We start from the raw sequence: 25,588 nt of genomic DNA, 5'->3' as shown, positions 1-25,588 counted from the left end.
AGACAGATTCATTAATTATGAAAATACATCTTATTAAATATCTAACTCTTGTATTTATTGTTTCAGGAATAGCTATCTCATGTTCTACTAAGGAACAAAGACAGCAAACCCTTATTCAAAAAGGCTATCAATCACTTGATAAGGGTCAAACTAAACAAGCACTGGGTTATTTTGAAAGTGCTATAGAATTAAACGATGAAAATGCTGCTGCCTGGAATGCTAAAGGAATTGCGCATTATCAGGACGGTCATCCTTATGAAGCCATTCAGGCTTATGGAAAAGCATTACAATATAAACCTGATTACACAAGAGCCTATTTTAATCGGAGTAATGCCTTCTATCAGACAGGAGAATTTTATAGAGCTCTTGATGACTTAGAACCAGTTTTGGACTCGTATCAAGATTCTGCATTTGCTCATTTGGCTAAAGGATTAGCATTAGTAGGCTTAAAAAAGTATGATGAAGCAGAATTATCTTTTAATAAGGCTTTGGAATTAGATTCTTCAAATTCAGAAATATACACTAATAAAGCGGCAGTTCATTATTACAAAAAGGATTATGAATCTGCTATTACTGCAATTAATAAAGCATTAGAGATAAATCCGAAAGAAGCAAACGCCTGGAACTTACTTGCCTTAATTCAATCTGAAAACAAACAATTTGATCTAGCTTTAGTGTCAGTAAATAAGGCTTTGGAAATAGAAGCAGGTCAACCGTATTTCCTTAATAATAGGGGATATATTTATACCTTTTTGGGCAATTATGATAAAGCGTATACTGATTTGAGAAGGAGTATTGTGATCGATGAGAAAAATCCGTACGTCTACAGGAATCTTGGGATTTTGGCCTTAAAAAAAGGAGAAATAGAAGATGCAATACGCCAGTTTGAAAATGCTTTAAATAAAAATAATGACTTACCTTCTACCAATTTTTACTATGGGGAAGCGCTAAGGCTTAACAATCAAGTAGATAAGGCTTGTGCAGCTTATCAAAAAGCAGCCAAAAATAAAGACAAAGAAGCAATTGCAGCAATAGAACAATACTGTAATTCACTATAATTCAAAAATAGAATTTCTTCGGATTAGTACGATAAATTCATTAGTTTTGCCCAAAATTTCATCCTATAAGATATGTTTGATAATCTCAGTTATAAGTTAGATCGCGCTTTTAAAACCCTGAAAGGTCAGGGGCAAATTACGGAAGTAAATGTTGCTACTACCGTAAAAGAAATCAGAAGAGCATTGGTAGATGCCGATGTTAACTTCAAAGTAGCAAAAGAAGTTACGGATAAAATTAAGGAAGAAGCATTAGGTCGTGATGTACTTATTTCAGTATCTCCCGGTCAGTTATTGGTTAAAATTACTCAAGAAGAGCTAGCCAAAATGATGGGGGAGAAACAGGAGGATATTAATGTAGAAGGTTCTCCTGCCACTATTTTAATCTCAGGTCTTCAAGGATCAGGTAAAACAACCTTCTCGGGAAAATTAGCTAATAGATTAAAGAAACAAGGAAAGCAAGTGCTTTTAGCTGCTTGTGATATCTACAGACCTGCCGCTATTGACCAGTTAAAGGTGTTAGGAGAGCAAATTGGAGTAGAAGTTTATGCTGAGCCTGAAAATAAGGACGCAGTTAAAATTGCTAATAATGCGATTAAGTATGCCAAAGAAAATGGTAAGAGTATAGTCGTAGTCGATACTGCTGGTCGATTAGCTGTCGATGAGCAAATGATGAAAGAGATTTCAAGCTTAAAGAAAGAGCTTAATCCTTCAGAAACATTATTTGTAGTTGACTCCATGACCGGTCAAGATGCTGTTAATACGGCTAAGACCTTTAATGAGCAATTAGATTTTGATGGCGTTGTATTAACCAAGTTAGATGGTGATACCAGAGGTGGTGCTGCTCTATCCATTCGTAATGTGGTTGAAAAGCCAATCAAATTCGTTAGTAGTGGAGAAAAAATGGATGCCATTGACCTATTCTATCCTGACAGGATGGCCCAAAGAATTTTGGGTATGGGTGATGTGGTATCATTAGTTGAGAAAGCACAAGAAACTTTTGATCAGGAAGAGACTAATCGATTATCCAAAAAGATCCGTAAGAATCAATTTGACTTTGAGGACTTCTTATCTCAGCTACAACAAATTAAGAAGATGGGGAATGTTAAAGATCTATTAGGGATGTTACCTGGAATGGGTAAACAAATCAAAGATCTTGACATAGATGATGATGCGTTCAAGCCAGTCGAAGCCATTATTCGCTCAATGACGAAAGAGGAAAGAACAAATCCTGAATTAATGAATGCGAGTAGAAAGAAAAGAATTGCATCGGGTAGTGGTACATCAGTACAAGAGATTAATAACCTATTGAAGCAATTCAAGGATATGAGAAAGATGATGAAGACCATGAATAAAATGAGTGGTAGTAAAAGAGGTTTAGCCGGTTTTAATCCGTTTGGAAAATAATTATTAATATATAAGTCATTTCTTACATGAAATATTTAAAGGCCTGTAAATAATTTATTTGCAGGCTTTTTAATTTATATACGGTCGTAACTTTCTTATTTTCAATGCAATACGCTATTACTTAAGTGTGCTATGGCATAATTTTCCCTCCTTTATGTAAAGCATATTTATTTTTTTATATAATAATTTCTTGTTTTTGATTATTATTTTTGATTAAATTGAAACTTCAATATTAGAAACGTAAATCACTGATAATTAAAGTGTTTTATAAATAATTAAAAACTATTAAACTTTTTATCTTTAATAGTATTATATCAAGACAGGTGTTTGTGAGAAATTATTTCAACTATTCAATTGTATTAACCCTTATTAGCTTTTTGCTTTTGGTTGTTGCTCAACCTATAGAGGCATCCGGTACTAATAATATAAGCTCAGAAGAGTTAGGGATTCTTACATACTTTTTTGAGTTGAATCCTGATGAGTTAAGTAATATAGTTAGAGCTTTATCTTTCGGCTTACTAAGTTTAGGCATTGTGGGTATTGCTTTTAGCTTTATGGATGCAGGTTCTAAAAGGATTAGAAGACATAATGATTATTTAGAGGTATTAGTAAAAGAAAGAACCAGAACCTTAGAAGAAAAGCATAATCAATTAGTAGCTCAAAACACCGATTATAAAGAGGCTTTAGCACTTATTTCTGAGCAAAAGGAAGAAATAGAAACAGCCCAACAAGATTTAGTTACTAAAAATAAAGATCTTACTGAAGCTCTAGAGGAAATACAATCACAGAACGAGGTAATTGATCGTGAAAGAACAAAATTAGAACAGGCAAAAAGAATTATTCAAACCCAGAATAAGAAATTATTATCAATAGCAAGAAATTTAGATCAGCAAGTTCAGGAAAGAACAATTGAATTATCTAAATCAAATCAGTTATTGATTGAAAAGAATAAAGAATTAGATGAATTTATTTATAAATCAGCGCATGACTTAAGGGGCCCTATAGCACGCTTTAAAGGCTTAAGTCAATTAATTCAAATGGAATATGAGCAGAATAATGATATATCTACTCACTTAGATCATTTAAATCATTCTGCTAACCATATGGATAATATGCTAAGAAGATTGAGTAATGTATATGAAATAAGTGCTCGGCCTATTAGCCCACAACCTATTGATATTCAATTAATTCTAGATACTGTTTTTGACAGATTATCTGGTGAAGAAAACTTAGATATAATTGATATTGATATTGAGAATAATTTAGCAAAGCCTGTAAAAATCGACCCATCTTTATTGCATTTAATATTAAAGAACTTAATAGGTAATGCAGTTAGATTTCAAGATCCGTTAAAGCTACAAAAGTGGGTTAAGGTTAAATTTGATATGGTCGATCATAATTTAATAATAAGTGTAAAGGATAATGGTATTGGAATCAAAAAAGATCAAATCCAAAATATTTTTGATTTATTCTATGTAGGTTCAGAATTGCCTAAAGGACCAGGTTTAGGTCTTTATATTTGTAAAATCATTACCAATAAATTAAATGGAGATATAAACCTTAATTATTCAGAGCTTGAGAGAGAAACTGAATTTAAAGCTTCTATTCCAATTATTGATTAATTTTACCTTCCAACTATATTTTATCGCCTAATTTGAAATAAATAGTAAACTAAATAGTTAGTGTTAAAAAACTATTTTATTTATGAAATTATCAAGCTGATTTATTACCCTAGCATTACTTATTTTTTCTACTAATGTTTTTTCGCAATCCAAGTTTTATATTGGAGTAGAGGCGAATTTTATTCAAGATCAGTATCTGATAAAGGATGAAGGTACCGCAGTTAGTACCCCTAACATGCATGCAATTGATATCCCAGGTACAACATTTCTTTTAGGTTATCAATTTAACCCAGTTTTTAGTCTTGAAACTGGAATAGCAACTCGCCCTGTAAAAATAGGTTATGGTTTAAATTTTGATGATGTAAGAACAATGTCAGAAAGTTCTAATGCTTATTATCATATACCTTTGAGAACTCGGGCAGTGGTCCCTTTAATCGGAAATTGGTTGTCAGGTACAGCTAGTGTCGGTGTTCAGTTAAGTGTTACTGATCCTACTAGAATTGGCACAACTTCAACTGGAGGTTATGGCGAAGGAGGCGGAACTAGAAATGGGGAGCCGCTATACTCCAGAAGGTCTTCTTATACTTCTTATAATAGTATTTTCTTCACTGTTTCCTCTGATTTAGGCTTACAATTTAACCTTAGTAAAAAGTTTAGTTTGTATACCACTATTTCATACAATCGTGGTTTTAAGGCCTTGGAAAAAGTAGATATTGAATATCAGTATATGAATGAACCCGTTAAAAAAGCTAATATTCGTCATCAAGGGACATATATAAGTCCAAACTTTGGATTAAAATACCGTTTCTAGTTATATTTAGCCCTATATGGCGAATCATCACTTTGATTTAATTATAGTAGGCGCAGGTCCAGCTGGCTGTACCTGCGCTTATCAGTTAAGACATACAAAATTACGTATTGCAGTAATTGATAAAGCCACATTTCCTAGGGATAAAATATGCGGTGATGCATTGAGTGCTGATGTAGTAAATCAGCTGGATCGGATGGATCCAACTTTAGTTGATTCATTTAAAAAATTCAATCAAAAACTTCCATCACAAGGCGTTAGTTTTTTTGCACCCAACGGACAAAAACTAGATATTCCCTTCACTAATCCTAATTTTGATGAAGCAGCAGGATATATTTCAAAACGCGTTGATTTTGATCAATTTATGTTTGATCAGATTAAAGACCAAGCTAATGTAGAACTATTCGTAAATGAAAAAATAGAAAAGATTGAATATGAATCAGATTTGGTAAAGTTAGAAAGTAAGCTACACACTTTTACATCTAAGCTGATTATTGGAGCTGATGGAGCGTATTCAGTAGTAAATAAATATTTAGGAAATATTAAAGTTGAAAAAGAGCATTATTGTGCAGGTTTAAGGCAATACTATAAAAATGTGAATGGTTTTAATGATCAAAATCACATTGAATTACATTTCTATAAAGAATTATTACCAGGTTATTTTTGGGTGTTTCCATTGCCAAATGGACAAGCAAATGTTGGTTTAGGTATGTTATCAAGTGAGGTTAGTAAAAGACAGCTAAATTTAAAAAGTATTTTATACGACTTGATTCATAATCATCCCAATCTAAAGGATCGTTTTAAAAATGCTGAGCCAATTGAAGACATTAAAGGATTTGGATTACCAATAGGATCTAAGAAAAGAGCTATTTCGGGCAGACAATTTCTATTATTAGGAGATGCAGCTAGTTTGATAGACCCATTTACTGGAGAAGGCATTGGAAATGCTATCAGAAGTGGGAGAATAGCTGCTGAAGTAGTTGAGGAAGCTTTTTACAAAAATTATTTTGATTCTAAATACCTCCATAAATATGATCAGATCATTGAACATAAAATGCGTAATGAACTACGTATAAGCAGATCAATGCAGAAACTTTTAAAATATCCTAAATTGTTCAATTTTGTAGTAAAAAAAGCTAACTCTAATTCATCCGTCAGGACCTTATTAACTTCAATGCTGGATAATGTGGATTTAAAGAAGGAACTAATAAAACCTAGATTCTATATACAACTGTTATTTGGAAGCTTAAAATAATAGTCTAGTCTTATCACTTTGGCTTCTATATCCTTTGTCTACCTTAGGTTTAAATAAAATCTAATTTTGTTTTTTATTAAATCACTTTTACATAAATTACTTTTTATAATAATTTGAACATGAAAATATTTTAATTGCTCTCATAGTGCGTGTAAATATAAAAATACCCATATTTTTCTTAATTTATTTTAGTTTTTGTAATCTTGAGGCAATTGCTGTAAAACCTAGTTTAAACTCTTCAATTTTGAGCTTAAAGAGTGGAGAATTATTTACTAATTGTCCTTCAAACATTTCTGAATCAGTTAGCAGTGCATGTGGTAAAATAGTGAACTGGACACCTCCATCCTTAGAGAACACCAGTTTAACATTAGAATCTACTCATTCTCCAGGTGATTTTTTTCCGCTGGGAAGCACTACCGTTACCTATAATGGAGTTAATGGGAGTGGTGATATAATCGAAACATGTAGTTTTATTATTACTATTAATCTTAGTGATCCTGCATCTTATATTTTTCCGGATGTTCAATGCACTGGAAATATCACAATTAACTTATTAAACAGTTGTAATAGATCAGTTCCATGGAATGAACCAGTTTCCCCTTGTCCAGAAATTACATTTACAAAGACTGCGGTTCCTGGCCAGCAATTTCCAATAGGAACTACTGAGGTTTTCTATAGAGCTAATTTGAATGGTTTAGAGGTAGCTTCTTGCAGTTTTTTTGTTACCCTAATTGATGATATTGACCCAATTATAGAAACTATTCCAAATGATATTACAATTTCTGCAAATGAAAACTGTGAAGCTATTGTAGAATGGGATACTCCACAGGCAAGCGACAATTGTGGTTTTACTCCTACTTTAAGTTCTAATTTGAATAGTGGAAGCACTTTTCAGCTTGGAACAACTACTGTTACCTATACGGCTACTGATGAAGGAGGAAATACAGCTCAACGCTCTTTTAATGTTACTGTGGAAGATAATAGTCCACCAACTTTTAACAATTTACCCACTGAAATCCGTGTTGTGGCAGAGGGAAATTGTACTGCTATTGCAACTTGGCCTGGCGTAACGGCTTCTGATAATTGTGATTCAAATGTCGATATTTCAAGTAATATCAATTCTGGAACTTCTTTTATATTGGGAACTACTGCCATAAATTATACGGCTATAGATGATGCAGGAAATGTCGCAAATGCGAGTTTTAATGTTGTAGTGGAAGACAATACTTCACCCACAGTTTTAAGTTGTCCTGGAGATATAACAGTATCTGCTGATGGCGATTGCTCTGCGGTTGCAAGATGGAGTTTACCCACTTTCGATGATAACTGTGATAATGATCTTAGCATTACATCAAATCATAATCCTGGTGAGGCCTTTTTGTTAGGTTCAACTACAGTTACCTATACTGCTGAAGATGATGCAGGAAATAGTATTGATTGTAGTTTTCAAGTAACAGTTATTGATGATACTGCTCCAAGCATTGAGCCACTCAATGATATAACAGTTTCTACTTCTGGTGATGGATGTCAAGCGATTGTAAGCTGGGATCCCATCATTATTTCGGATAATTGCAGCAGCTCAATTACAGCGGATACTTCTCCTAGTTCAGGTGATATATTTTCTTTAGGAGAAACCGTTGTAACCGTTACGGCAACAGATGAAGCAGGTAATCAAAGTACCTCAAATTTTTCAGTATTTGTCGAAGATAATACTGCAGGGGTAGTTAGTAATTGTCCTCAGGATATAGTAATCAGTAGCAATGCCAATTGTACAGCAGCAGCAACATGGTCTTCACCAGTATTTACTGATAACTGTGATGCAAATCTAACCATAAGTTCTTCTCATCAGTCTGGAGATGTTTTTCCATTAGGAACTACATTAGTTACATATTCTGCAACTGACAAAGCAGGGAACTCAATTAGTTGTAGTTTTAATGTGATAGTAGAAGATAGGTCTGCACCAGTTTTTGCTGCTTGTGTAAATGACATTGTAATTACAGCAAATCAGAATTGTGGAGCAATTGTAGAATGGACTGAACCTACTTTATCTGATAATTGTAGCACTGAATTTACTATTGGAAGTAATTATAATTCTGGTGATTTATTTCTTGTAGGAACAACTGAAGTTATTTACTCAGCAACGGATCAAGCAGGAAACACTAGTAGTTGTAGTTTTAATGTTATAGTAGAAGACAATTCTAACCCTACTGTTGCCTTTTGCCCTGCCAATAGAGTTATAAATATTAATGAGAATTGTAATGGAATAGCCAATTGGGAAACTCCAATCTTTAATGATTGTACTAATCTGACTATCAGCAGTAATTTTAATGTAGGAGATGTATTACCATTGGGAACCAACTTAATTGAATATACGGCAACTGATGTAAATGGTGCAACAGCTTTATGTTCTTTTACGGTTGAAGTTGTTGATCAGAATCCGCCTGTAATTGAAGACTGTCCTGAAGATATAGTGATTAGTGCTGCAAGTACTTGTGATGCTACAGTGGAATGGACTGAACCCACTGCATCGGACAATTGCTCTAGTATCACCTTTGAATCTAATTATGAACCAGGAGCGACTTTTCCATTGGGTGTAACCACTGTTGAATATACGTTTACAGATACAAATGGTAATAGTAGTATTTGTAGTTTTTCAATCAATGTAATAGATGATTCTGAGTTGATAATAGAAAACTGTCCAGAGGATATTATTATTCAGGCTGATAATGATCAAGGAACTGCCAATGTGGAATGGACCGAGCCTTTTATTCAAGCTTCTGAATGCTCTGAAATTTCTATTGAATCAAATTTTAAACCTGGTGATCTATTTGAATTAGGAACCACTGATGTAGTTTATTCCTTTGTAAGAGAAGATAGTGAACCTATATATTGCTCATTTAGTGTAACAGTTGAGCCAGCAGAATTACAAATTGAAATTAGTCAGATCATTAGCCCAAATGGCGATAATCAAAATGACACATGGATTATAGAAGGCATAGAAAAATTTCCTGATAATCAAGTGGTCATTGTGGATAGATGGGGGACTGAGATATATTCAGTGAGGGGTTATAATAATCATGAAACCGTATGGGATGGACGAAATAGAAACGGTGATCTTGTAGCTAGAGGTACTTATTATTTTTTTATCACAGTTCGAAACAATGAAAATGTTTTAAATGAAAAAGGCTTTATTGAAATTTTAAGGTGATGTGTTTATGATCATTATCTAAAGTTTCATTCTAAGAAATTTATTATGAATGTAAATAACAATGTAGTATATAATAGATCAATACTTATTATGATCATAATAAGTATTTGGGCTAGTATGTATGCTAATGCACAACAGGGCGTACAGTATACTCAATATATGTATGATGGATCTCTTATAAATCCTGCTTATGCGGGGGCAAGCGAAGCCTTGAGCATTTCCTTATTGCATAGAGACCAATGGACAGGATTGGAAGGAGCACCACAGTCTCAAACCTTGTCAGCTCACACACTTTTCAAAAATCCTCATTTAGGAACTGGATTAATGATCCACAGAGAAAGTATTGGAGTTCATTCAAATGTTACAATAGCGAGTAATTTCGCTTACCATTTAAAGGTTGGAAAAGACAAAATACTTTCATTTGGATTAAAAGCGGGAATGCTGAATGTGAATTCTAATTATCAGTCAATACAAAATAGTAATCCAGACCCCTCGGTAAATGATGAAAGTTTTTCTGGTACAGACTTTAACGCAGGTTTTGGCTTTTATTATCGAAGTAAATACCTTGAAACGGGTTATTCAATTCCTTCTATAATTAATCGTAGCATTAACATCAATGATTCCGTAACATTAGATCCCATCAATCTAAACCATTTAATTTTTAGTCAGGTACATATTCCTTTAGGGAATAACTTTAAATTAAGCCCTGGTTTTTTGATCAAATACTTTTCAGGCACATCCCTAAGTTATGATATTAACTTTTTAACTTCCTACAAAGAGGTGCTATCTGCTGGGGTTTCCTATCGAAAGGAAGAATCAGTTGATTTTTTATTAAAGTTTAATGTATCACCTCAATTTCAACTTGCCTATGCTTATGATATGCCTATTGGAACGGTTAGTAATTTATCTCAGGCTTCAAATGAAATAATGTTGCGATATATTTTTAAGTTCAGCTATGATAATGTCAATTCTCCTCAATGATGAAGGCTAAAAGAAAAACTTTTATTACCAATACGAAACTATATATTTCTTTATTGGGTATCCTATTTTCTCTTTTATGCATTACTACTATTCATGCACAAGAATCGGTATTTTCAGCATTTAAATATTATGTTCAAGATGCGGATAAAGCTTTTATAGCAGGTAATTATCAAAAGGCATTAGAGATATATGAAGTAATTAATAAACAGAAAGGTGCTCCTGAAAATATAGAATTACGATTAGCTAGAAGCTATTATTTTACTTATCAATACCAGAAAGCTGTCCAGTTTTATAAGTCCTTTGAAAAAAAGAAACAGGAATTCCCTATAGATGATTATTACTATTATGCTGAAGCATTAATGATAACAGGGGATATTGTAAATGCTCTTGAGTATTATAAATTATGTTTGGAAAATAGACCTAATAATGAATTATATAGTGAAAGGATATGGAGACTTAATAATTTGTCGTATTTGTATGAGGATTCCTCAAAGAATATTACGCATTTCTCTAATATTAATACTAATTATAGTGAATTACAAATGCTAAAATCTGCAACTAATGAGGTAATGTATATTTCAAACAGTCCTTCGGTAAGTCTTTTTAAGAAAATTGATGTAAAAGAAAATGCCGGGTTCTATACCTTAAAGCAGAATAGAACCTATGCAGATCCATTTTCAATTGTTGCTCTTAATTACGAAGACCAAAAAACAATCGGTGGCCATTTAAATACTCCATTTCATATTAGCTCCATAAGTCTATACAATAATGGGAATTCAATGGCTTATACTGCTTCCGCAAATCAAAAAAATAATGCGGGAAATTTTCCTCTTCAATTATATTTTGCTGATAAAATTAAAGGTAAATGGAAAATGACAAATGCTTTCCATTTCAATAACTCAAACTTTGATATTTCAGAAGTGTGGATCAGTGAAGATGGAAAGAAATTGATATTTAGTGCTAATTTTAAAGATAGCTTTGGGGGAAAAGACCTTTATCAATCTGAAAAAAATGAAAAGGGCTGGACTAAGCCTGTTAATATTGGAAATGAGGTTAATACTGAGCGTGACGAGCGTTTCCCGTATCTTCAGGGGTCGACTTTATATTTTTCATCAAATGGGCATTCCGGCTTAGGTGGCTTTGATATATATAGGTATAAAACAAATCAAAACGGAATGAAAGAAATTGAAAACCTAGGTTATCCTATCAATTCAAATTTTGATGAAATATCCTTTACAATTGACAGCTTAGGACAGGAGGGATTTCTAAGTTCAAACAGAAAAAATAAAGGATTTGATTATGATATATATGAATTTGCACTCGATTTACAAAGCTACCCTATGTCAGTAGAAGGTAATGTTAAATTTATTGAGCATAATTGGATGGACTCAACCGAATTAGAGACATTGCCTAATGTAAAAATGGAGTTAATCGATTTAACCAAAAATGTGGTAGTTGCAACTACAAGTACTGATTCAAAAGGTAATTTTAAATTGAGAGTACCTTTCTACAGTAGGTTCAAGATCAGAATAATTGGTAATGATTTAGATGGTCTGGTAAGTTTTGAAGTACCAAAGTTTGCGAAACAGGATTTAAGTTACGAAATAGTTGTGGTGAATGATGATTTCAAAAATACAATTCCAAGAAATGCAGAATAAATTAATTGATGACCATAAAATCTATATCCTCCCCAAAGCTTTTCTAATTATATTTTTAGTAATTCTCTTTTCAAATTCTTATAGTCTTCTGGCTCAAAATACTCAGGTAATACAAGTAAAAACATTCACAGAAAGCCTTCAGCCGTATCCGAATTTAAGCATTTCCATCAATAATAGGGATTTTACTGACCTTAATGAGAAAGCTGTTATTTTTATCAATTTACCTTCAGATGAAATCCCGATTAAATCAATTAAACTGAAAGATGAATTATTAGAAGTAGCTTCATGGAATCTTAGTAAAGGTACACTTGAAGTAATAATCAGGAAAAAAAGCTACATAGATAAAAAAATTAAGGTAATTGATGTAAATGATAATATTTTAGTAGATCTAAATATTACATATAACGGTAAAAAGTCCATAACTAAGCAAACTGATCAGGATGGATATGTAACCATTCCCTTAGGATTAAATGAACGAATTGAATCTAAAAATCAATTCGTTATTGAAAATTTTGATATCATTAGCTTTAGAAATTTAGAAACTCCAATACTTACCATAAAAAAGGTAGAGATAGCAAATAGTAAGGATGATTCTCCTATACCGGAAAATAATGTTAGAATTTCTCAAGCTTCGGAACAGATTTCAAGTCAAAGTATAGATACCTTATCAAACTTAATATCATTTTATAATTTATTAAATACAATAAGAAAGTCTGAGATTGATACTCGTACACAAGCACGGCTTGATAGCAAATTCAATGAGTTATTGAGTAGAATGAATAATGGTTCTTCAAACACTACTAATGAGCTGCTTAATGAAATCTCTGATTCGACCATTGTGCAGGAAGATATCGATATACTATTGGAGCAAGCTAGAAGTGATAATAAAGAAATGTCTCGGAAGAGAATCATTTTAGAGGATAAGATTCAAATTGTAAGGGATAAACTTAATGTTGGATTTGAAAATATGACAGAGGAATCAAAAGAATCCTTGTTATCGGAGATCGAAGCTTTAGAAATTTTGCTGAAAGAAAATAAAGATGAGTTTAATGAAAATTTAAATTCCTACTTAACCGTTATAACCGAATTAAAAAGAAGGTTTTTTGATCTTCAAGAATTAGAATCAAAACTAACCGAAAGTGAAAAAGAAAGGTTAAAAGAAAAGAAACTATACCAAGAGCGTCTATTAATCACCTTTGGCGTTGTCTTTATTTTTTCGTTGCTCATCATATTACTTTTCTATTTTAGAGCTCGTCTTAAAAAGCAGAAACAGGCTCTAATAGAAGCTAATAAAGTAGTTAAATTGACTAATGAAAATTTAGAAAATATAGTTTCAGAACGTACATACCTTCTGAACAAAACCTTTAAAGAACTTGATACAGTATTGTATAAAGCATCTCACGATTTAAGAGCCCCTTTAAGTTCCATCGCTGGCATAAGTAATCTGATTAACAGGGAAACAAATAATGTCGAATTGACTAATCTATTATTCAAAACCAATAATAGAATGGATAAACTACTTAAAAAACTAAGTACAGTAAGTGAAATCCATCAACCGGGTCAATTTGAAGAAATTATTATTTCTGATATCGTTACAAGAATTATGGATTCCTTTCAGGAATTAATTAAGGAGAGGAATATTGATTTTAATCTTCAGATCGATGTTCCTAAAAATGTATTGAGTATTTCAAAATTAGTTGAGGTAAGTATTTACCATTTGATAGAAAACGCATTATATTTTTCATGGGTAGATAATAATCAACAGCCAAGAGTTGAATTAAATATTCAATTAGAGGATAACGCTTTAAAAATAAAAGTCTCTGATAATGGAGTAGGTGTGGATAAAAATATTGAACCTAAACTTTTCGAAATGTTCCATGTTGGAAGTGAATATTCTGATGGAAATGGATTAGGATTATATATTGTACAAAAATCAGCTGAATTGCTAAATGGCAAAGTTTATTATGAAAATAGCCCGGATGGTTTAACCACTTTTACAGTTATTTTACCCATAGATGGTAAAGGAAGCAATACGCTTGAATATCTGGGAAGTCTTAATCATAATTAGATCTAGAAATCTTTTTGGTCGCTAACATAGATTGTTCGATTATAGCTGCTAATTTTGGATATAATTAATTAGAAAAACCTAATGTTTGACGGAGCAGCTTTTCCTAAACCCTTAGAAGAAGAGATATTTGAACAATGGCTTGAGAATGGCCGTGAAAGTAAAATTGGTTATAAATATATGCTCATTATCTGGGATAATTATGATGATGCTTATAATCCGGTTTATGTAGAAGAAAGAGAAAATATCAATCGATTTGAACGTTATGAGAATTCAACAGGAAGAGAATCTCTGGTAGCGGCTTATGATTTATATTCAGAGAGTAGGGTAGGTTAATTCATACCTATTTTATTACCCTTATGCACTGGAAATAATATGTTGGAGCTCTTCAATTTCTTTCTGCTTATTATCAAGTTCTTTTCTCTTCGAATCCAAAGGACCACCTTTTAGCTCATCTAATTCGAGAGACAATTTGTACATTTTATCTTCTAGTACTTCCAAAAGTACGTTTTTATATTTTATATCGATCTTTATCATTCTATCAACAAATAATGTAATTAATACTATATACGATGATTAGTCTTGATTTAGTGATGATTTATTTAATAAAATATCAATCAAAATAGATATTTATCATTGTTTGAATTATCAATTCGACCATAAGAACAGAAATTGCACCAAAAAAGGATTTTATATGCAATAAATGAACTTTAAATTAATAACTTAATACATAAAATATATATTTATCTTAATGAAAATTCTTAATTACATTATCCTCATCTTAGGATCAATTTTCCTAATTAATTGCCAAACAAATCAGGACAGCTCAAATCAGGAAAATCAACTTGATGAAGTCGTTCTAAAGAAAACTGCTCTAAAAGCAGAAGTAAATGGAGCTGTTTTCCGTGATCTTAATAAAAACAACAAGCTTGATGTATATGAGGATGTTAATGCTCCGATAGAGAAAAGGATAGAGGATTTAATCGCTCAAATGACAGTAGAAGAAAAGGCTGGAATGCTATTTATGCCTGGAGTTGCTGTTAATGAAGATGGTAGCTTGGATAAAGACCCGAATGCTACAGGACCTGGAGCAAGATACCCAACGGCTAAAAATAATATTGATAAAGGTAAACTGAACCATTTTAATGTATGGAGTATTCCATCTGATCCCCAAATTATGGCAATCTGGTATAATAATTTGCAGCAGTATACCGAAAATTCAAGACTAGGTATTCCTGTTACGATTGCTTCTGATCCTAGACACCATTTTAGTAATTCTATTTTCTCAATGGAAGCAAGTGGGTTTACACAGTTTTGTGAAACATTAGGTTTGGCGGCAATTGGGAATGACTCTATTGTAAAGGAGTTTGCAGAGATAGTCAGGAAAGAATATAACGCTGTTGGTTTAAGATTAGCTTTACATCCTCAAATCGATTTAGCAACTGAATCTAGATGGGCTAGAATAAGCGGGACATTTGGAGAAGATGCAGAATTGACGGCTAAAATGGTGAAAGCGTACATTAAGGGTATGCAAGGAGAGACCTTATCGGAAAATAGTGTGGCTTGTATGACAAAACACTTTCCTGGTGGTGGTCCCCAAAAGGAAGGATTAGATCCTCATTTTTCTTTCCAAAAAGGTCAAATATATCCTGGTGATAATTTTGACTATCATTTAATTCCATTTGAAGCAGCTTTCGAAGCTAATACTGCTTCCATTATGCCGTATTATGGCGTTCCTATAGATCAAACAGATGAAAATGTTGCTATGGCGTTTAATAAAGCTATCATCACTGATTTATTGAGGAATAAATACAACTATGATGGAGTTGTTTGTACAGATTGGGGATTGTTAACTGATACACCAATGGGACCAGATGTAATATGGTCAGCCAGAGCATGGGGTGTGGAAGATTTAGCTGTAACAGATAAAGTTTTAAAGGTTATTGAAGCAGGTTGTGATCAATTCGGTGGTGAAAATAGACCAGAAGTTGTGGTTAAGTTAGTGAAATCAGGACAATTATCGGAAGAGAGATTAGATATCTCAATAAAACGTTTACTAAAACAAAAATTCCAATTAGACCTATTTGATAATCCTTTTGTGGACGAAGCGAAAGTAGGGGAGCGATTGATGAAAAAAGAATATGTTGAATTAGGGGATGCTACACAACAAATGGCGATGACTCTTCTTAAGAATGATGAGAATGTATTGCCATTAAAAGAAAATGAATTGAAGGTATATTTGGAGGGAATGGATAGCGCAATTGTTTCAAAATATGCAAAAGTAGTGACTGAGCCCAATGAAGCAGATTTCGCTATAGTAAGATTAAATACTCCTTGGTATCCGGTTGATACTAAAAATCCTTTTGCTCAATCTTTTCACCACGGGGACCTAAATTTTAATGGAGAAGAAAAGGCTAGATTGATAGAGTTAATGGAAACAGTACCTACAGTGGTAGATCTATATCTTGATAGACCAGCTGTAATTCCTGAATTATCAGAGAAATCAAAAGCACTTATTGCTGATTATGGTGCTAGTGACGAAAATGTTTGTAAAGTGATTTTCGGGAAAGCTAAGCCTCAAGGAAAGCTACCTTTTGAATTACCTTCTTCAATGGAGACTGTTGAAAATCAGCTGACGGATGTTCCTTATGATAGTGAAAACCCATTATACGAATTTGGTTTTGGTTTAACATATCAATGACCAATATCATCAATGCTTATAATTTTCCTCATTGGTAAATTTTTATTGGCTTAGTATCTTTATAATATCAAGTAAGAGATAAAAGGCAGGCGATAGGCCTTATCAAAATTGAAATATTCTTTGAAATCATTTCAGTAATGAGTTTGGGATAAGATATCTTCTGTTTTGATAAATTCTTTTGATTTCAATATTAATTAGAAATGAAAAGAAGTAGCCAAAATAACGGTAACTTGATATTTTGCAACTGCAAAATGAGTGGGAAGTTGTTTCGACCAGGAATAATTTCCCACTCTTTGTTTTAATTGAGGAGTAAATTTTAGCATCAGTTATATGATATAAATCATCCTTTCAGAAAACCCCAGTCATCAATTATCAAAATGCTATTTCCTAGCTTTATGTAGCAAATTAATCTGAAGAGATTATTAATTAACGTTCCAGTAAAATGGTAATTTTTCTAGCCTAGAATTATCAGATAGCTAGAGCAAGAATACATTCTTTGAATCATAATTTTAAATCATGAATCAGTTCATATATCCCTTTAAAGAGCTATCTCTTTCCGATTTAGGAAGAGTAGGCGGTAAGAATGCTTCCCTAGGTGAGTTGTATAATGAATTAGTGCCAAAAGGAATAAATGTTCCAGATGGTTTTGCGATATCGGCTGAAGCCTATTGGGATATATTAGATTCTAATAATATAAGAGATAAACTAAAATCTACCCTAAGTGAATTAGATACTAAAGGATTTAAAAACCTTGCTGAAATTGGAGAGAAGTGTAGGAAATTATTAGGTAAAGCTAAATTACCAACTGATTTAATAAATCAAATCATTGAAGCTTATCAATCTTTAAAATCAAATTATCCCGATTCACTACAATTAGCAGTAAGAAGCAGTGCAACAGCTGAAGATTTACCAGAAGCTAGTTTTGCCGGGCAACAAGAAAGCTATTTAAATATTGTATCAGAGCAAGAATTGTTAGCTGCTTGTAATGCGTGTTATGCTTCTTTATTTACAAATAGAGCTATTAAATACAGAGAGGATAATGGATTTAATCATATGGATGTAGCCCTTTCAATTGGTGTACAAAAAATGGTACGATCAGATCTTGGTTCTGCAGGGGTTTGTTTCAGTTTAGATACAGAAACGGGTTTTGATAAAGTTGTGAATATAACTGGAGCATGGGGCTTAGGTGAAAATGTAGTAAAAGGCACAGTTTCTCCAGATGATTTTTGTCTTTATAAACCAGCTATCAAAGCAGGTAAGAAAGCTATTCTTTTTAAGCATTTAGGGCAAAAAGAAAAAACCATGACCTATGCTGCTAAAGATGAGAATAAGAAATTCACGTATAAAACAAAAACTATCAACCACAAGACAGCTAAAGAAAAACAAAAACAATATGTATTAACTGATACCGAACTAGAAACACTTGCAAAATGGACTATTCAAATTGAAGAACATTATCAAAAGCCTATGGATATTGAATGGGCAAAGGATGGAATAAACCAACAATTATATATTGTTCAGGCAAGACCTGAAACAGTTCATTCTTTACGATCGAAGTTTCAATTCTTTGATTATAAACTAAAGTCAAAAAGCAAAATTATTGTAGAAGGCCGGAATGTAGGAGGGAAAATTGCAGCTGGGAAAGCAAAAATTCTACAAAGTCCGGCTGAAATTGACAAATTGAATGAAGGGGAAATACTGGTTACAAATTTAACCAATCCAGATTGGGACCCTATTCTTAAAAGGGCAGCGGCTATTGTTACCAATACAGGAGGTCGGACAAGTCATGCAGCTATAGTAGCTCGTGAAACTGGAGCTGTAGCTGTAGTTGGCGCTCATGGAGCTACAGAATTAATAAAAGATGGACAAGAGATTACTGTAAGCTGTGCAGATGGAAAAAAAGGAACTATTTATGAAGGGAAATTAGACTGGGAAAGCACAGAAATTGATACCAGAGAAATAAAACTACCCCAAACAGAAGTCATGTTTATTCTGGCTGATCCTGATCAAGCCTTCAAACTATCATTTCTACCCAATAATGGAGTAGGACTAATGCGATTAGAGTTTGTAATAAATAATAGCATAAAGGTTCATCCTATGGCATTAGCACATTTTAAAAACTTAAAGGATAAGAAAGCCAAAGCTGAAATAGAAGAATTAACCTTTGCCTATCCTAACAAAGAGGATTATTTCACAGAGAAATTATCTCAAGCTGTAGGAACTATTGCGGCTGCCTTTTACCCTAAAGATGTAATCGTAAGAATGAGCGATTTCAAAACGAATGAATATGCAAATTTATTAGGCGGTAAGGAATTTGAAACAGAGGAGCAAAACCCTATGATAGGCTGGAGAGGCGCTTCAAGATATTATAGTGAGGGTTACAAAGACGGATTCAAATTAGAATGTGAATCCATGAGAATTGTAAGAGAAGAGATGGGATTTACAAATGTTAAATTGATGATCCCTTTTTGTAGAACCTTAGATGAAGCTAAAAAAGTAGTGGATATTATGGCCAAATATGGTCTTAAAAGAGGGGCTAATGGATTGGAATTATATATGATGGTAGAAATACCTAGTAATGTTATACTTGCGGAAAAATTTGCTGAATATTTTGATGGATTTTCCATTGGATCAAATGATTTAACACAATTAACATTAGGAATAGATAGAGATTCTGAAGCGTTGCAATCTATGTTTGATGCTGAAAATGAAGCAGTTAAAAAACTTATTAAGGAAGCTATTACTAGTGCAAAAAATACAGGCACTAAAATTGGATTATGCGGTCAGGCTGCTAGTGATTCTTCAGATTTCACTTATTTTTTAGTTAAAAATGGGATCGACAGCATATCCTTTAACCCCGATGCTTTGATTAAAGGGATAAAAAGTATTAATCATGCTGAATCTATGATTAACCAACAAATAGATGCCATTTGATAATAAATTTTTTGATCAATTATTTAATCCAAAATCTATTGCAGTTATTGGGGCATCAACTCATACCGATAAAGTAGGCTATGCTTTACTAAAAAATTTACTTAATGGAGGGTTTACTGGGAAAATTTATCCTGTAAACCCAAATACAAACTCAATTTTAGGGTTGAAAGCTTATTCAAGTGTAGAGCAAATAAATAATAATGTTGATTTAGCTATTATTGCAGTTGATGCCGTAAGGGTTCCAGATATACTAAATCAAGCTTACAAAAAAGGAATCAAAACCTTTATAATCATTACTGCTGGCTTTAAGGAAAGTACATCAATTGGAGCTAAAGTATTAGAAGAAAAATTAGTTGAAGTAGTTTACGCTCACGAATTATTTGTAATTGGTCCGAATTGCTTGGGAGTTATCAATACTCAACCAACTATTAATATGAATGCAACCTTTGCTCGTGTTGCTCCTAAGAAAGGCAACATAGCTTTTGTTTCGCAAAGTGGTGCCATTGGTATACATGCTTTGGAATATGCAGCGAGGCAAGATATTGGATTCAGTAAATTTGTAACAATTGGTAATAAAACAGCTATAAATGAAAATGATCTATTGAATTATTTAATTGATGATGAAGAAACTAAAGTGATATTGTTATATCTAGAAAGTTTTTCAGATGGTATTAGATTTAAGGAGATAATTCAATCAAAAAATCAACAGCAGTTAAAACCCATTATTATATTAAAATCAGGAAGAACTGAAAGTGGTATTAAAGCAGCACTTTCCCATACAGGCGCATTAACTGGCGAAGATAATATTGTTAGTCAGTTTCTTGATGATTGTGGTGTACTTAGAGTAGATTCCATTGAAGAATTATTTACAACTGCTTTGCTTATTGCGAATCAACCCAAGCCAAAAGGTAATAAATTATTAGTATTGACTAATGCAGGTGGATTAGGAATTATGGCAATGGATGCCACTAAGGATACAAGCTTAGTGGCTATAAAATTAATGAAACCTGAGCAAGACATTCTTCAAAAAGAGTTACCTAATGCAGCCTCAACTGCTAATCCCGTAGATATATTAGGAGATGCAGGGGCAGAACGGTATAGTCATACATTAAAGACCCTTCTTGATATAAATAGCTTTGATTTGTTGTTGATGATTTGTACTCCTCAATTTATGACGAATAGAGCCCAAATTTTGAATTCAATACTAGATTTGGTAGCTAAAGCTAGAAAAAATCAAATTACACTTGCCGCTGTGTTTCCTTCTATCAATGAAGAATTGTTCACTATTTTTGATGCCTATGATTTACCCAACTATGAATTTCCAGAACAAGCCATAAATGCCTTTTCTAATTATGTAAGATTTGCTAATTATAAGTTCGAGGACCCACTAGTTCAAAAAACAAAGTTAATTAACAGAAAATATAATCATCTAAAAAAATTATTCGATAAAGCTAAGCACCATAATCAAGAATACTTGAATGAAGTTGAAAGTTATAGTATACTCAAAGAATATGGGGTTACCTTGGCCCCTCATTATGTGACCAAGCATATTGGTGAAGCCATTTCTTTAGCGGATAAAATTGGGTATCCAGTGGTTGCTAAAATCATAGCCAAAGGTGTTCTCCACAAATTTGATCAAGGAGGTGTAATCCTTAATATTAATACTAAAACTGAATTGATTGAAGCCTATAATCGCTTATATGAGAGCTTTAATTCTAAAAGGGTTGAAGGGGTACTGATACAATCACAAATTAAAAAAGGAATTGAATTTATTATTGGTAGTAAATTTCATGAAGGTTTTGGCCATTTTATAATGTTTGGTTTAGGTGGAACCTATGTTGAAATATTAAAGGATATTAAATTAGCAATGTCACCACTCACAAAAGTTAAAGCTTACGAGTTAATAGAATCAATAAGAGCTAAGGAAATAATGGAAGGCTATCGTGGTATTAAACCTATTAATAAAGAAGCGCTTGTTAATCTACTTTTAAAAGTCTCCAATATAGTTAATGATTTTCCAGAGATTGAATCCTTAGATTTAAACCCGGTATTTGCTCTTGAGAATGACGCCATTGTAGCAGATGCTCGCATCATATTGAAAAAACAAGTTATTAAAAAATGAGTTATATCTAAATCATCAAAAAAAGAGATTAAAATTTTTAGTATTAAACCAATCCTTTTAATCTCTTACAATTCGAGTGATTAGGTTGAAGAGGGGGAGAGAATTTCATGATTTAACTGCTTTGTAAGTTTAGTCATTTTACGATCCATTTTTCGTTCTTCTTCCAGAGAAATACTAAACAATCTGTTAGCGCTAGAATCTTCCAATTCATTTGCATAACTAACCATAGCAATATAACCCGCTATTTTGAAATGGTTAAAATGCTGTATAGCATTCACAATTTCTATATCCTTCAATCGTGTATCAGCTATTTTATTAATCCATTGGTTTCTTTTGTTAATTAATGCACCGAATGGTTCGCTGTGTTCATTTTCCAGTTCGATTCCATAATCATCAAATGCATTTTCCAATCGACCTTGCTGTCTCCAAACCTGTTTGATATACTGACGAACTATTTCTCGTAAATCCTCTGAATTAATGGATTTTCTAAATTTTGTCAGAATATTGATTTCCTGTTCTTGAGAATTATACAATTCCTTTCCCTGTTCGATAAATAAGTCTTTAAGTGCCGCTATAGTTTTCATAATTCTATTGTTTATTGTTATAAATAATGGTTTTAAAGTCGATTTCTATTGCCAATTAGGCATTTCAGCATCTTCAAATAATAAAGTTCTATTAGTGCCATTGGTATCCATCTTCCAAATAGATTTTAATCCTGAACCATCATTCGATGTATTCATGAATATTATACTGGCACCATCAGGTGAAAATCTTGCTTGCAAATCATTGGTTCCATTGGGTTTATTATTTGATAGATCTGAAATTTCCTTAGTTTCAATATTTATTTTAAAGATATGGGCGTTTAATTGTCTTCCATTAGCGGATTCATAGCCTGAAATATCCTGTGTATACAATACTTCCTTGCCATCTATTGAGAAGCTTGGGTTTTGGATAATTCCAGGTAAATCATCTACTAAGCGGATAGTGTCAGAACCATCGCTATTCATTAAGTATATTTCAGATTCATAGATGGTAGAACCAATAGTTTCAACTACAATTTTATCGTTTACTGAGGTCCAGTCTGAACTTCTAAAATGCTTGCCATTAGGAGCTGTGGCTATTTGATTTAAACCCGTTCCATTTCGGTTGATTGTGTATAATTTTTCGTAATGACTATACAGCAATTTTCCATTATCAGGTGACCAACAAAAAGCTATACCTTGATTGTGGAATCCTGCTATAGGAATGTTAGTTACTTTTTTTGGGTTGCTGCCATCCTTATTCATCAAATAAATATGATAGTCGACTTCTGCATTAGATGAATAAGCAATTAAATCTCTATTGTTTGAATACAATGGTTTTAGTTCAAAATCATTGTTTTCAGTTATTTGGGTCAATTTCCCACCCTCTAAGTCTGATGAATAAATATTATAATCTCCTTCACGGTTAGAAGTGAATAGAAAACGATTATCAGGGAATGCTACAGTAGAAAAACTCCAAATATCACCTTTTGTAATATTGCCTGTTGAGCTAATCACGTTGACTTGCCAAAAGTAATTCGAATTATAATTTAAGTCTTCTACCGTTAGTGTAGTATCTGTATAATCATCTACTTGTTGAAATATTTGATTGTCATCATCTTCATATAATAGAATCTGGTATTTTAGATTTTCTTGTTCTCCTTGATCTGATATTGACCATATAAGATTTAACGTAAGGGCTTGATCAATAGCATTATTTTGAGGAATAGGGTTTATGGGGATTGAGGCAATTCGATTTGCAATGTTTAATTTAAGAGTTACATCGGTAACTTCATTATTAGTAACATTTATTTTAATGTTTTCATTCTCAAAACCAAAGGCTTTAGCATATACCGTATATTCACCGATCGGTATATTTTCTATGATAAATTCTCCTAAATCATTTGTGTAAACTTCATTGGTAGCAGGAATAGTGTTTATTTCTACATTCTCAACAGGCGCATTTGTAGTTTTATTAATGGATACTCCACTTATTGTACCAGTTAAAATAGGAGTGACCACATCTTCAGTACAAGAACTTAGGTTAAGAATAAGAATCAAAACTATTGCTAGATATCTTATTGAAATTCGTTCCATGACGATAGTAGATAAAAAAGCCGAAATTATATTCCGGCTTTTTAGTTAATATGATCTAATGATCAATTGCATATTATTTCCTCTTTGCTGAATATTCAATTCAGGGGAATCTGTAGCAGTAGAAGTGTGTATAACACTATTATATTGACCATCTTGCACAATATTACTTTTCGAAAAATTGCTAGAGATCTGTTGTTGTACTGTATTATAATTCCCATCTTGAGTAATATAGACTTCTATAAAATCACCATTAAGTTCTCCATAGTAATTATTCATACTCCCTGTTTGGCTTAGCGCAAATTGTCCATTTAAACCATTTTGTAAAACATACATTGAGTTATTTAATCCTTGCTGATTAACAGTGGTTGTATGAAGTCCGACTTGCTTGATGTAAGCATTATTTTCGTCCCCTAATTGAAGTAATGACACTTCATTATTTAGAGCATTTTGTTGTTCATTTTCAATATTAATTTGTTCTATGTCGATAGCATTATTATTATTTTGAGCTTTAACCATAGAGATTGGGTTATAAAGCAATAATGCTATAGTTGCTATGACAAATAGATTTTTCATTTCCTTTTTTTTAACTGTTATTAAAAATACTTTCGCCCTTGGAGCGAAAGTATTTTTTCAAGTTTAGAATTGAGTTACGAATGCTGAGTTACCATTTCCTGCTTGGTTTACAAATGAATTGTGTCCTGCATTAAATTGGAAAACTTCAGATCTGTTCATAGTACCTTCTTGGATAGTCATTGAATAGTTTTCAAAACCATTTTGTTCTTGCCAAGAACTGTTTGATCTACCATCTTGAACACTCCAAGCTTCATTAGATTCTCCTAATTGGAACTGAATAGAACTGTTTCCACTACCATTTTGAAGAACGTTTGCATAATTATATTCAGCTGAGTGTGGGTGATCGTTTTCACCTTCACCTAAGCCTTCACCATCATCATTACCTTGGGTTTGTGAAGCATAATTTTCATCTCCCCATTGTTCCACATCAGCAACATTCATAATTCCTGATTGGAATTGTTCAGAAAGATTGCCAACGCCTGATTGGAATGCGTTTGCTACATTTTCTCTATGAAGTTGTTCTTGAAAAGCTTCATTGCCTTCTCTCATTTGCATAATGCTTGCATTATTGCTGTTTCCTTGTTGATATTGATAAGCATAGTTTTCGAATCCCATTTGATTGACTGTTGCTTGACCCAACTTTCCACGTTGAATTTGTTCAGAAACATTGTCATTCATAAATTGAATTGATAAAGCTGAATTTCCATTGCCGTGTTGGTCTTGTGTTCCCAAATTACCAATACCACCTTGTTCAGACATTCCCATGTTTAGAGTTCCTCTTTGGGTTTTAAATGCTTGATTTGCTTCACCCATTTGACCAACAAAAACATTATTTCCTTCTCCTTGTTGATCTGAGAAGTTATAGTTTAATGCACCTGCTTGCATCACAACTGCCCCGTTTGCTTCACCAGATTGATACACATCACTGGTATTCTGTGCGATTGAATAAAAGCCGATAAACATAAATACGGCTATTATACTGATTAACTTTTTCATCGTTCTTTTTTTAAAAATTAAACATCTATTATTAAAATACCTGATGAAACAGACTTGCAATACCAGCAATTACAAATCCCTTTTTC

Annotated in this window: 18 protein-coding genes; 13 read left to right on the top strand and 5 right to left on the bottom strand. The window is 32.7% G+C overall.

Annotated elements, in window-relative coordinates:
* The first annotated feature begins 17 nt into the window (after positions 1-17).
* The 10 genes from QYS47_RS10410 to QYS47_RS10365 all read left to right on the top strand — a co-directional run bounded on the left by QYS47_RS10410 (position 18) and on the right by QYS47_RS10365 (position 14,395).
* On the top strand, positions 18-1,058 hold the full coding sequence (locus QYS47_RS10410) for a tetratricopeptide repeat protein (RefSeq protein WP_322345985.1): 1,041 nt from the start codon (positions 18-20) through the stop codon (positions 1,056-1,058).
* A 72-nt stretch (positions 1,059-1,130) separates the two neighbouring features.
* Entirely contained in the window at positions 1,131-2,462 is a 1,332-nt protein-coding gene (ffh, locus tag QYS47_RS10405; RefSeq protein ID WP_308356645.1) for a signal recognition particle protein, read from the top strand.
* A 329-nt stretch (positions 2,463-2,791) separates the two neighbouring features.
* Entirely contained in the window at positions 2,792-4,084 is a 1,293-nt protein-coding gene (locus tag QYS47_RS10400; RefSeq protein WP_302100767.1) for a sensor histidine kinase, read from the top strand.
* Between the two features lie 103 nt (positions 4,085-4,187).
* Positions 4,188-4,895, top strand: coding sequence for an outer membrane beta-barrel protein (locus QYS47_RS10395; protein ID WP_302129051.1), 708 nt, complete (start codon positions 4,188-4,190; stop codon positions 4,893-4,895).
* 16 nt (positions 4,896-4,911) lie between these two features.
* On the top strand, positions 4,912-6,147 hold the full coding sequence (locus QYS47_RS10390; protein ID WP_322345982.1) for a geranylgeranyl reductase family protein: 1,236 nt from the start codon (positions 4,912-4,914) through the stop codon (positions 6,145-6,147).
* 244 nt (positions 6,148-6,391) lie between these two features.
* The gene (locus tag QYS47_RS10385) at positions 6,392-9,355 is read left to right on the top strand and encodes an HYR domain-containing protein (protein WP_322345980.1); all 2,964 of its coding nucleotides are present in this window, start codon (positions 6,392-6,394) and stop codon (positions 9,353-9,355) included.
* A gap of 45 nt (positions 9,356-9,400) precedes the next feature.
* Positions 9,401-10,336: a PorP/SprF family type IX secretion system membrane protein gene (locus QYS47_RS10380; RefSeq protein WP_322345978.1), complete on the top strand. Its 936-nt coding sequence runs from the start codon at positions 9,401-9,403 to the stop codon at positions 10,334-10,336.
* Positions 10,333-11,994 (top strand): tetratricopeptide repeat protein, encoded by a 1,662-nt coding sequence (locus QYS47_RS10375; RefSeq protein ID WP_322345976.1) that lies wholly within the window; start codon positions 10,333-10,335, stop codon positions 11,992-11,994. Before QYS47_RS10380 ends, QYS47_RS10375 begins: the two co-directional genes overlap by 4 nt.
* Entirely contained in the window at positions 11,984-14,062 is a 2,079-nt protein-coding gene (locus QYS47_RS10370) for a sensor histidine kinase (RefSeq protein WP_322345974.1), read from the top strand. The genes QYS47_RS10375 and QYS47_RS10370 overlap by 11 nt, the downstream gene beginning before the upstream one ends.
* Positions 14,063-14,143: 81 nt before the next feature.
* Complete coding sequence (locus QYS47_RS10365; RefSeq protein ID WP_308356652.1) at positions 14,144-14,395, top strand: hypothetical protein; 252 nt, start codon at positions 14,144-14,146, stop codon at positions 14,393-14,395.
* 21 nt (positions 14,396-14,416) lie between these two features.
* Here the strand turns inward: QYS47_RS10365 and QYS47_RS10360 are convergent, their stop codons facing one another.
* Positions 14,417-14,596, bottom strand: a complete 180-nt coding sequence (locus QYS47_RS10360) for a hypothetical protein (RefSeq protein WP_308356654.1) — start codon at positions 14,594-14,596, stop codon at positions 14,417-14,419.
* Positions 14,597-14,810: 214 nt separating this feature from the next.
* Here QYS47_RS10360 and QYS47_RS10355 point away from each other — a divergent pair, with 214 nt between their 5' ends.
* From QYS47_RS10355 to QYS47_RS10345, 3 genes are all read left to right on the top strand, one after another.
* Positions 14,811-16,760 (top strand): glycoside hydrolase family 3 protein, encoded by a 1,950-nt coding sequence (locus QYS47_RS10355; RefSeq protein ID WP_322345973.1) that lies wholly within the window; start codon positions 14,811-14,813, stop codon positions 16,758-16,760.
* A 516-nt stretch (positions 16,761-17,276) separates the two neighbouring features.
* Positions 17,277-19,694, top strand: a complete 2,418-nt coding sequence (gene ppsA, locus QYS47_RS10350; RefSeq protein ID WP_322345971.1) for a phosphoenolpyruvate synthase — start codon at positions 17,277-17,279, stop codon at positions 19,692-19,694.
* Positions 19,684-21,816: an acetate--CoA ligase family protein gene (locus QYS47_RS10345; RefSeq protein ID WP_322345969.1), complete on the top strand. Its 2,133-nt coding sequence runs from the start codon at positions 19,684-19,686 to the stop codon at positions 21,814-21,816. The genes ppsA and QYS47_RS10345 overlap by 11 nt, the downstream gene beginning before the upstream one ends.
* Before the next feature lie 80 nt (positions 21,817-21,896).
* On the opposite strand, the gene QYS47_RS10340 is transcribed toward QYS47_RS10345, so the two are convergent.
* From QYS47_RS10340 to QYS47_RS10325, 4 genes are all read right to left on the bottom strand, one after another.
* Positions 21,897-22,400 carry a YciE/YciF ferroxidase family protein gene (locus tag QYS47_RS10340; RefSeq protein WP_322345967.1) on the bottom strand — a complete coding sequence of 168 codons (504 nt, stop codon included), beginning with the start codon at positions 22,398-22,400 and terminating at the stop codon, positions 21,897-21,899.
* A 45-nt stretch (positions 22,401-22,445) separates the two neighbouring features.
* A complete protein-coding gene (locus QYS47_RS10335) occupies positions 22,446-23,933 on the bottom strand; it encodes a carboxypeptidase-like regulatory domain-containing protein (protein ID WP_322345965.1) in 1,488 nt (495 codons plus the stop codon).
* 45 nt (positions 23,934-23,978) lie between these two features.
* Entirely contained in the window at positions 23,979-24,506 is a 528-nt protein-coding gene (locus QYS47_RS10330; RefSeq protein WP_322345963.1) for a hypothetical protein, read from the bottom strand.
* Between the two features lie 63 nt (positions 24,507-24,569).
* Positions 24,570-25,502: a hypothetical protein gene (locus QYS47_RS10325; protein ID WP_322345961.1), complete on the bottom strand. Its 933-nt coding sequence runs from the start codon at positions 25,500-25,502 to the stop codon at positions 24,570-24,572.
* Between the last annotated feature and the right edge of the window lie 86 nt (positions 25,503-25,588).

Source organism: Marivirga arenosa, from assembly GCF_030503875.2.
Lineage (GTDB): Bacteria > Bacteroidota > Bacteroidia > Cytophagales > Cyclobacteriaceae > Marivirga > Marivirga arenosa.
This window is presented reverse-complemented; position numbering and strand designations above follow the sequence as displayed.

What these genes read in the sequence shown, in the direction of transcription:
- QYS47_RS10410 (WP_322345985.1), top strand. Translation starts at nt 18, where the DNA reads ATGAAAATACATCTTATTAAATATCTAACTCTTGTATTTATTGTTTCA.
- ffh (WP_308356645.1), top strand. Translation starts at nt 1,131, where the DNA reads ATGTTTGATAATCTCAGTTATAAGTTAGATCGCGCTTTTAAAACCCTG.
- QYS47_RS10390 (WP_322345982.1), top strand. Translation starts at nt 4,912, where the DNA reads ATGGCGAATCATCACTTTGATTTAATTATAGTAGGCGCAGGTCCAGCT.
- QYS47_RS10380 (WP_322345978.1), top strand. Translation starts at nt 9,401, where the DNA reads ATGAATGTAAATAACAATGTAGTATATAATAGATCAATACTTATTATG.
- QYS47_RS10375 (WP_322345976.1), top strand. Translation starts at nt 10,333, where the DNA reads ATGATGAAGGCTAAAAGAAAAACTTTTATTACCAATACGAAACTATAT.
- QYS47_RS10370 (WP_322345974.1), top strand. Translation starts at nt 11,984, where the DNA reads ATGCAGAATAAATTAATTGATGACCATAAAATCTATATCCTCCCCAAA.
- QYS47_RS10365 (WP_308356652.1), top strand. Translation starts at nt 14,144, where the DNA reads ATGTTTGACGGAGCAGCTTTTCCTAAACCCTTAGAAGAAGAGATATTT.
- QYS47_RS10360 (WP_308356654.1), bottom strand. Translation starts at nt 14,596, where the DNA reads ATGATAAAGATCGATATAAAATATAAAAACGTACTTTTGGAAGTACTA.
- QYS47_RS10355 (WP_322345973.1), top strand. Translation starts at nt 14,811, where the DNA reads ATGAAAATTCTTAATTACATTATCCTCATCTTAGGATCAATTTTCCTA.
- ppsA (WP_322345971.1), top strand. Translation starts at nt 17,277, where the DNA reads ATGAATCAGTTCATATATCCCTTTAAAGAGCTATCTCTTTCCGATTTA.
- QYS47_RS10345 (WP_322345969.1), top strand. Translation starts at nt 19,684, where the DNA reads ATGCCATTTGATAATAAATTTTTTGATCAATTATTTAATCCAAAATCT.
- QYS47_RS10340 (WP_322345967.1), bottom strand. Translation starts at nt 22,400, where the DNA reads ATGAAAACTATAGCGGCACTTAAAGACTTATTTATCGAACAGGGAAAG.
- QYS47_RS10335 (WP_322345965.1), bottom strand. Translation starts at nt 23,933, where the DNA reads ATGGAACGAATTTCAATAAGATATCTAGCAATAGTTTTGATTCTTATT.
- QYS47_RS10330 (WP_322345963.1), bottom strand. Translation starts at nt 24,506, where the DNA reads ATGAAAAATCTATTTGTCATAGCAACTATAGCATTATTGCTTTATAAC.
- QYS47_RS10325 (WP_322345961.1), bottom strand. Translation starts at nt 25,502, where the DNA reads ATGAAAAAGTTAATCAGTATAATAGCCGTATTTATGTTTATCGGCTTT.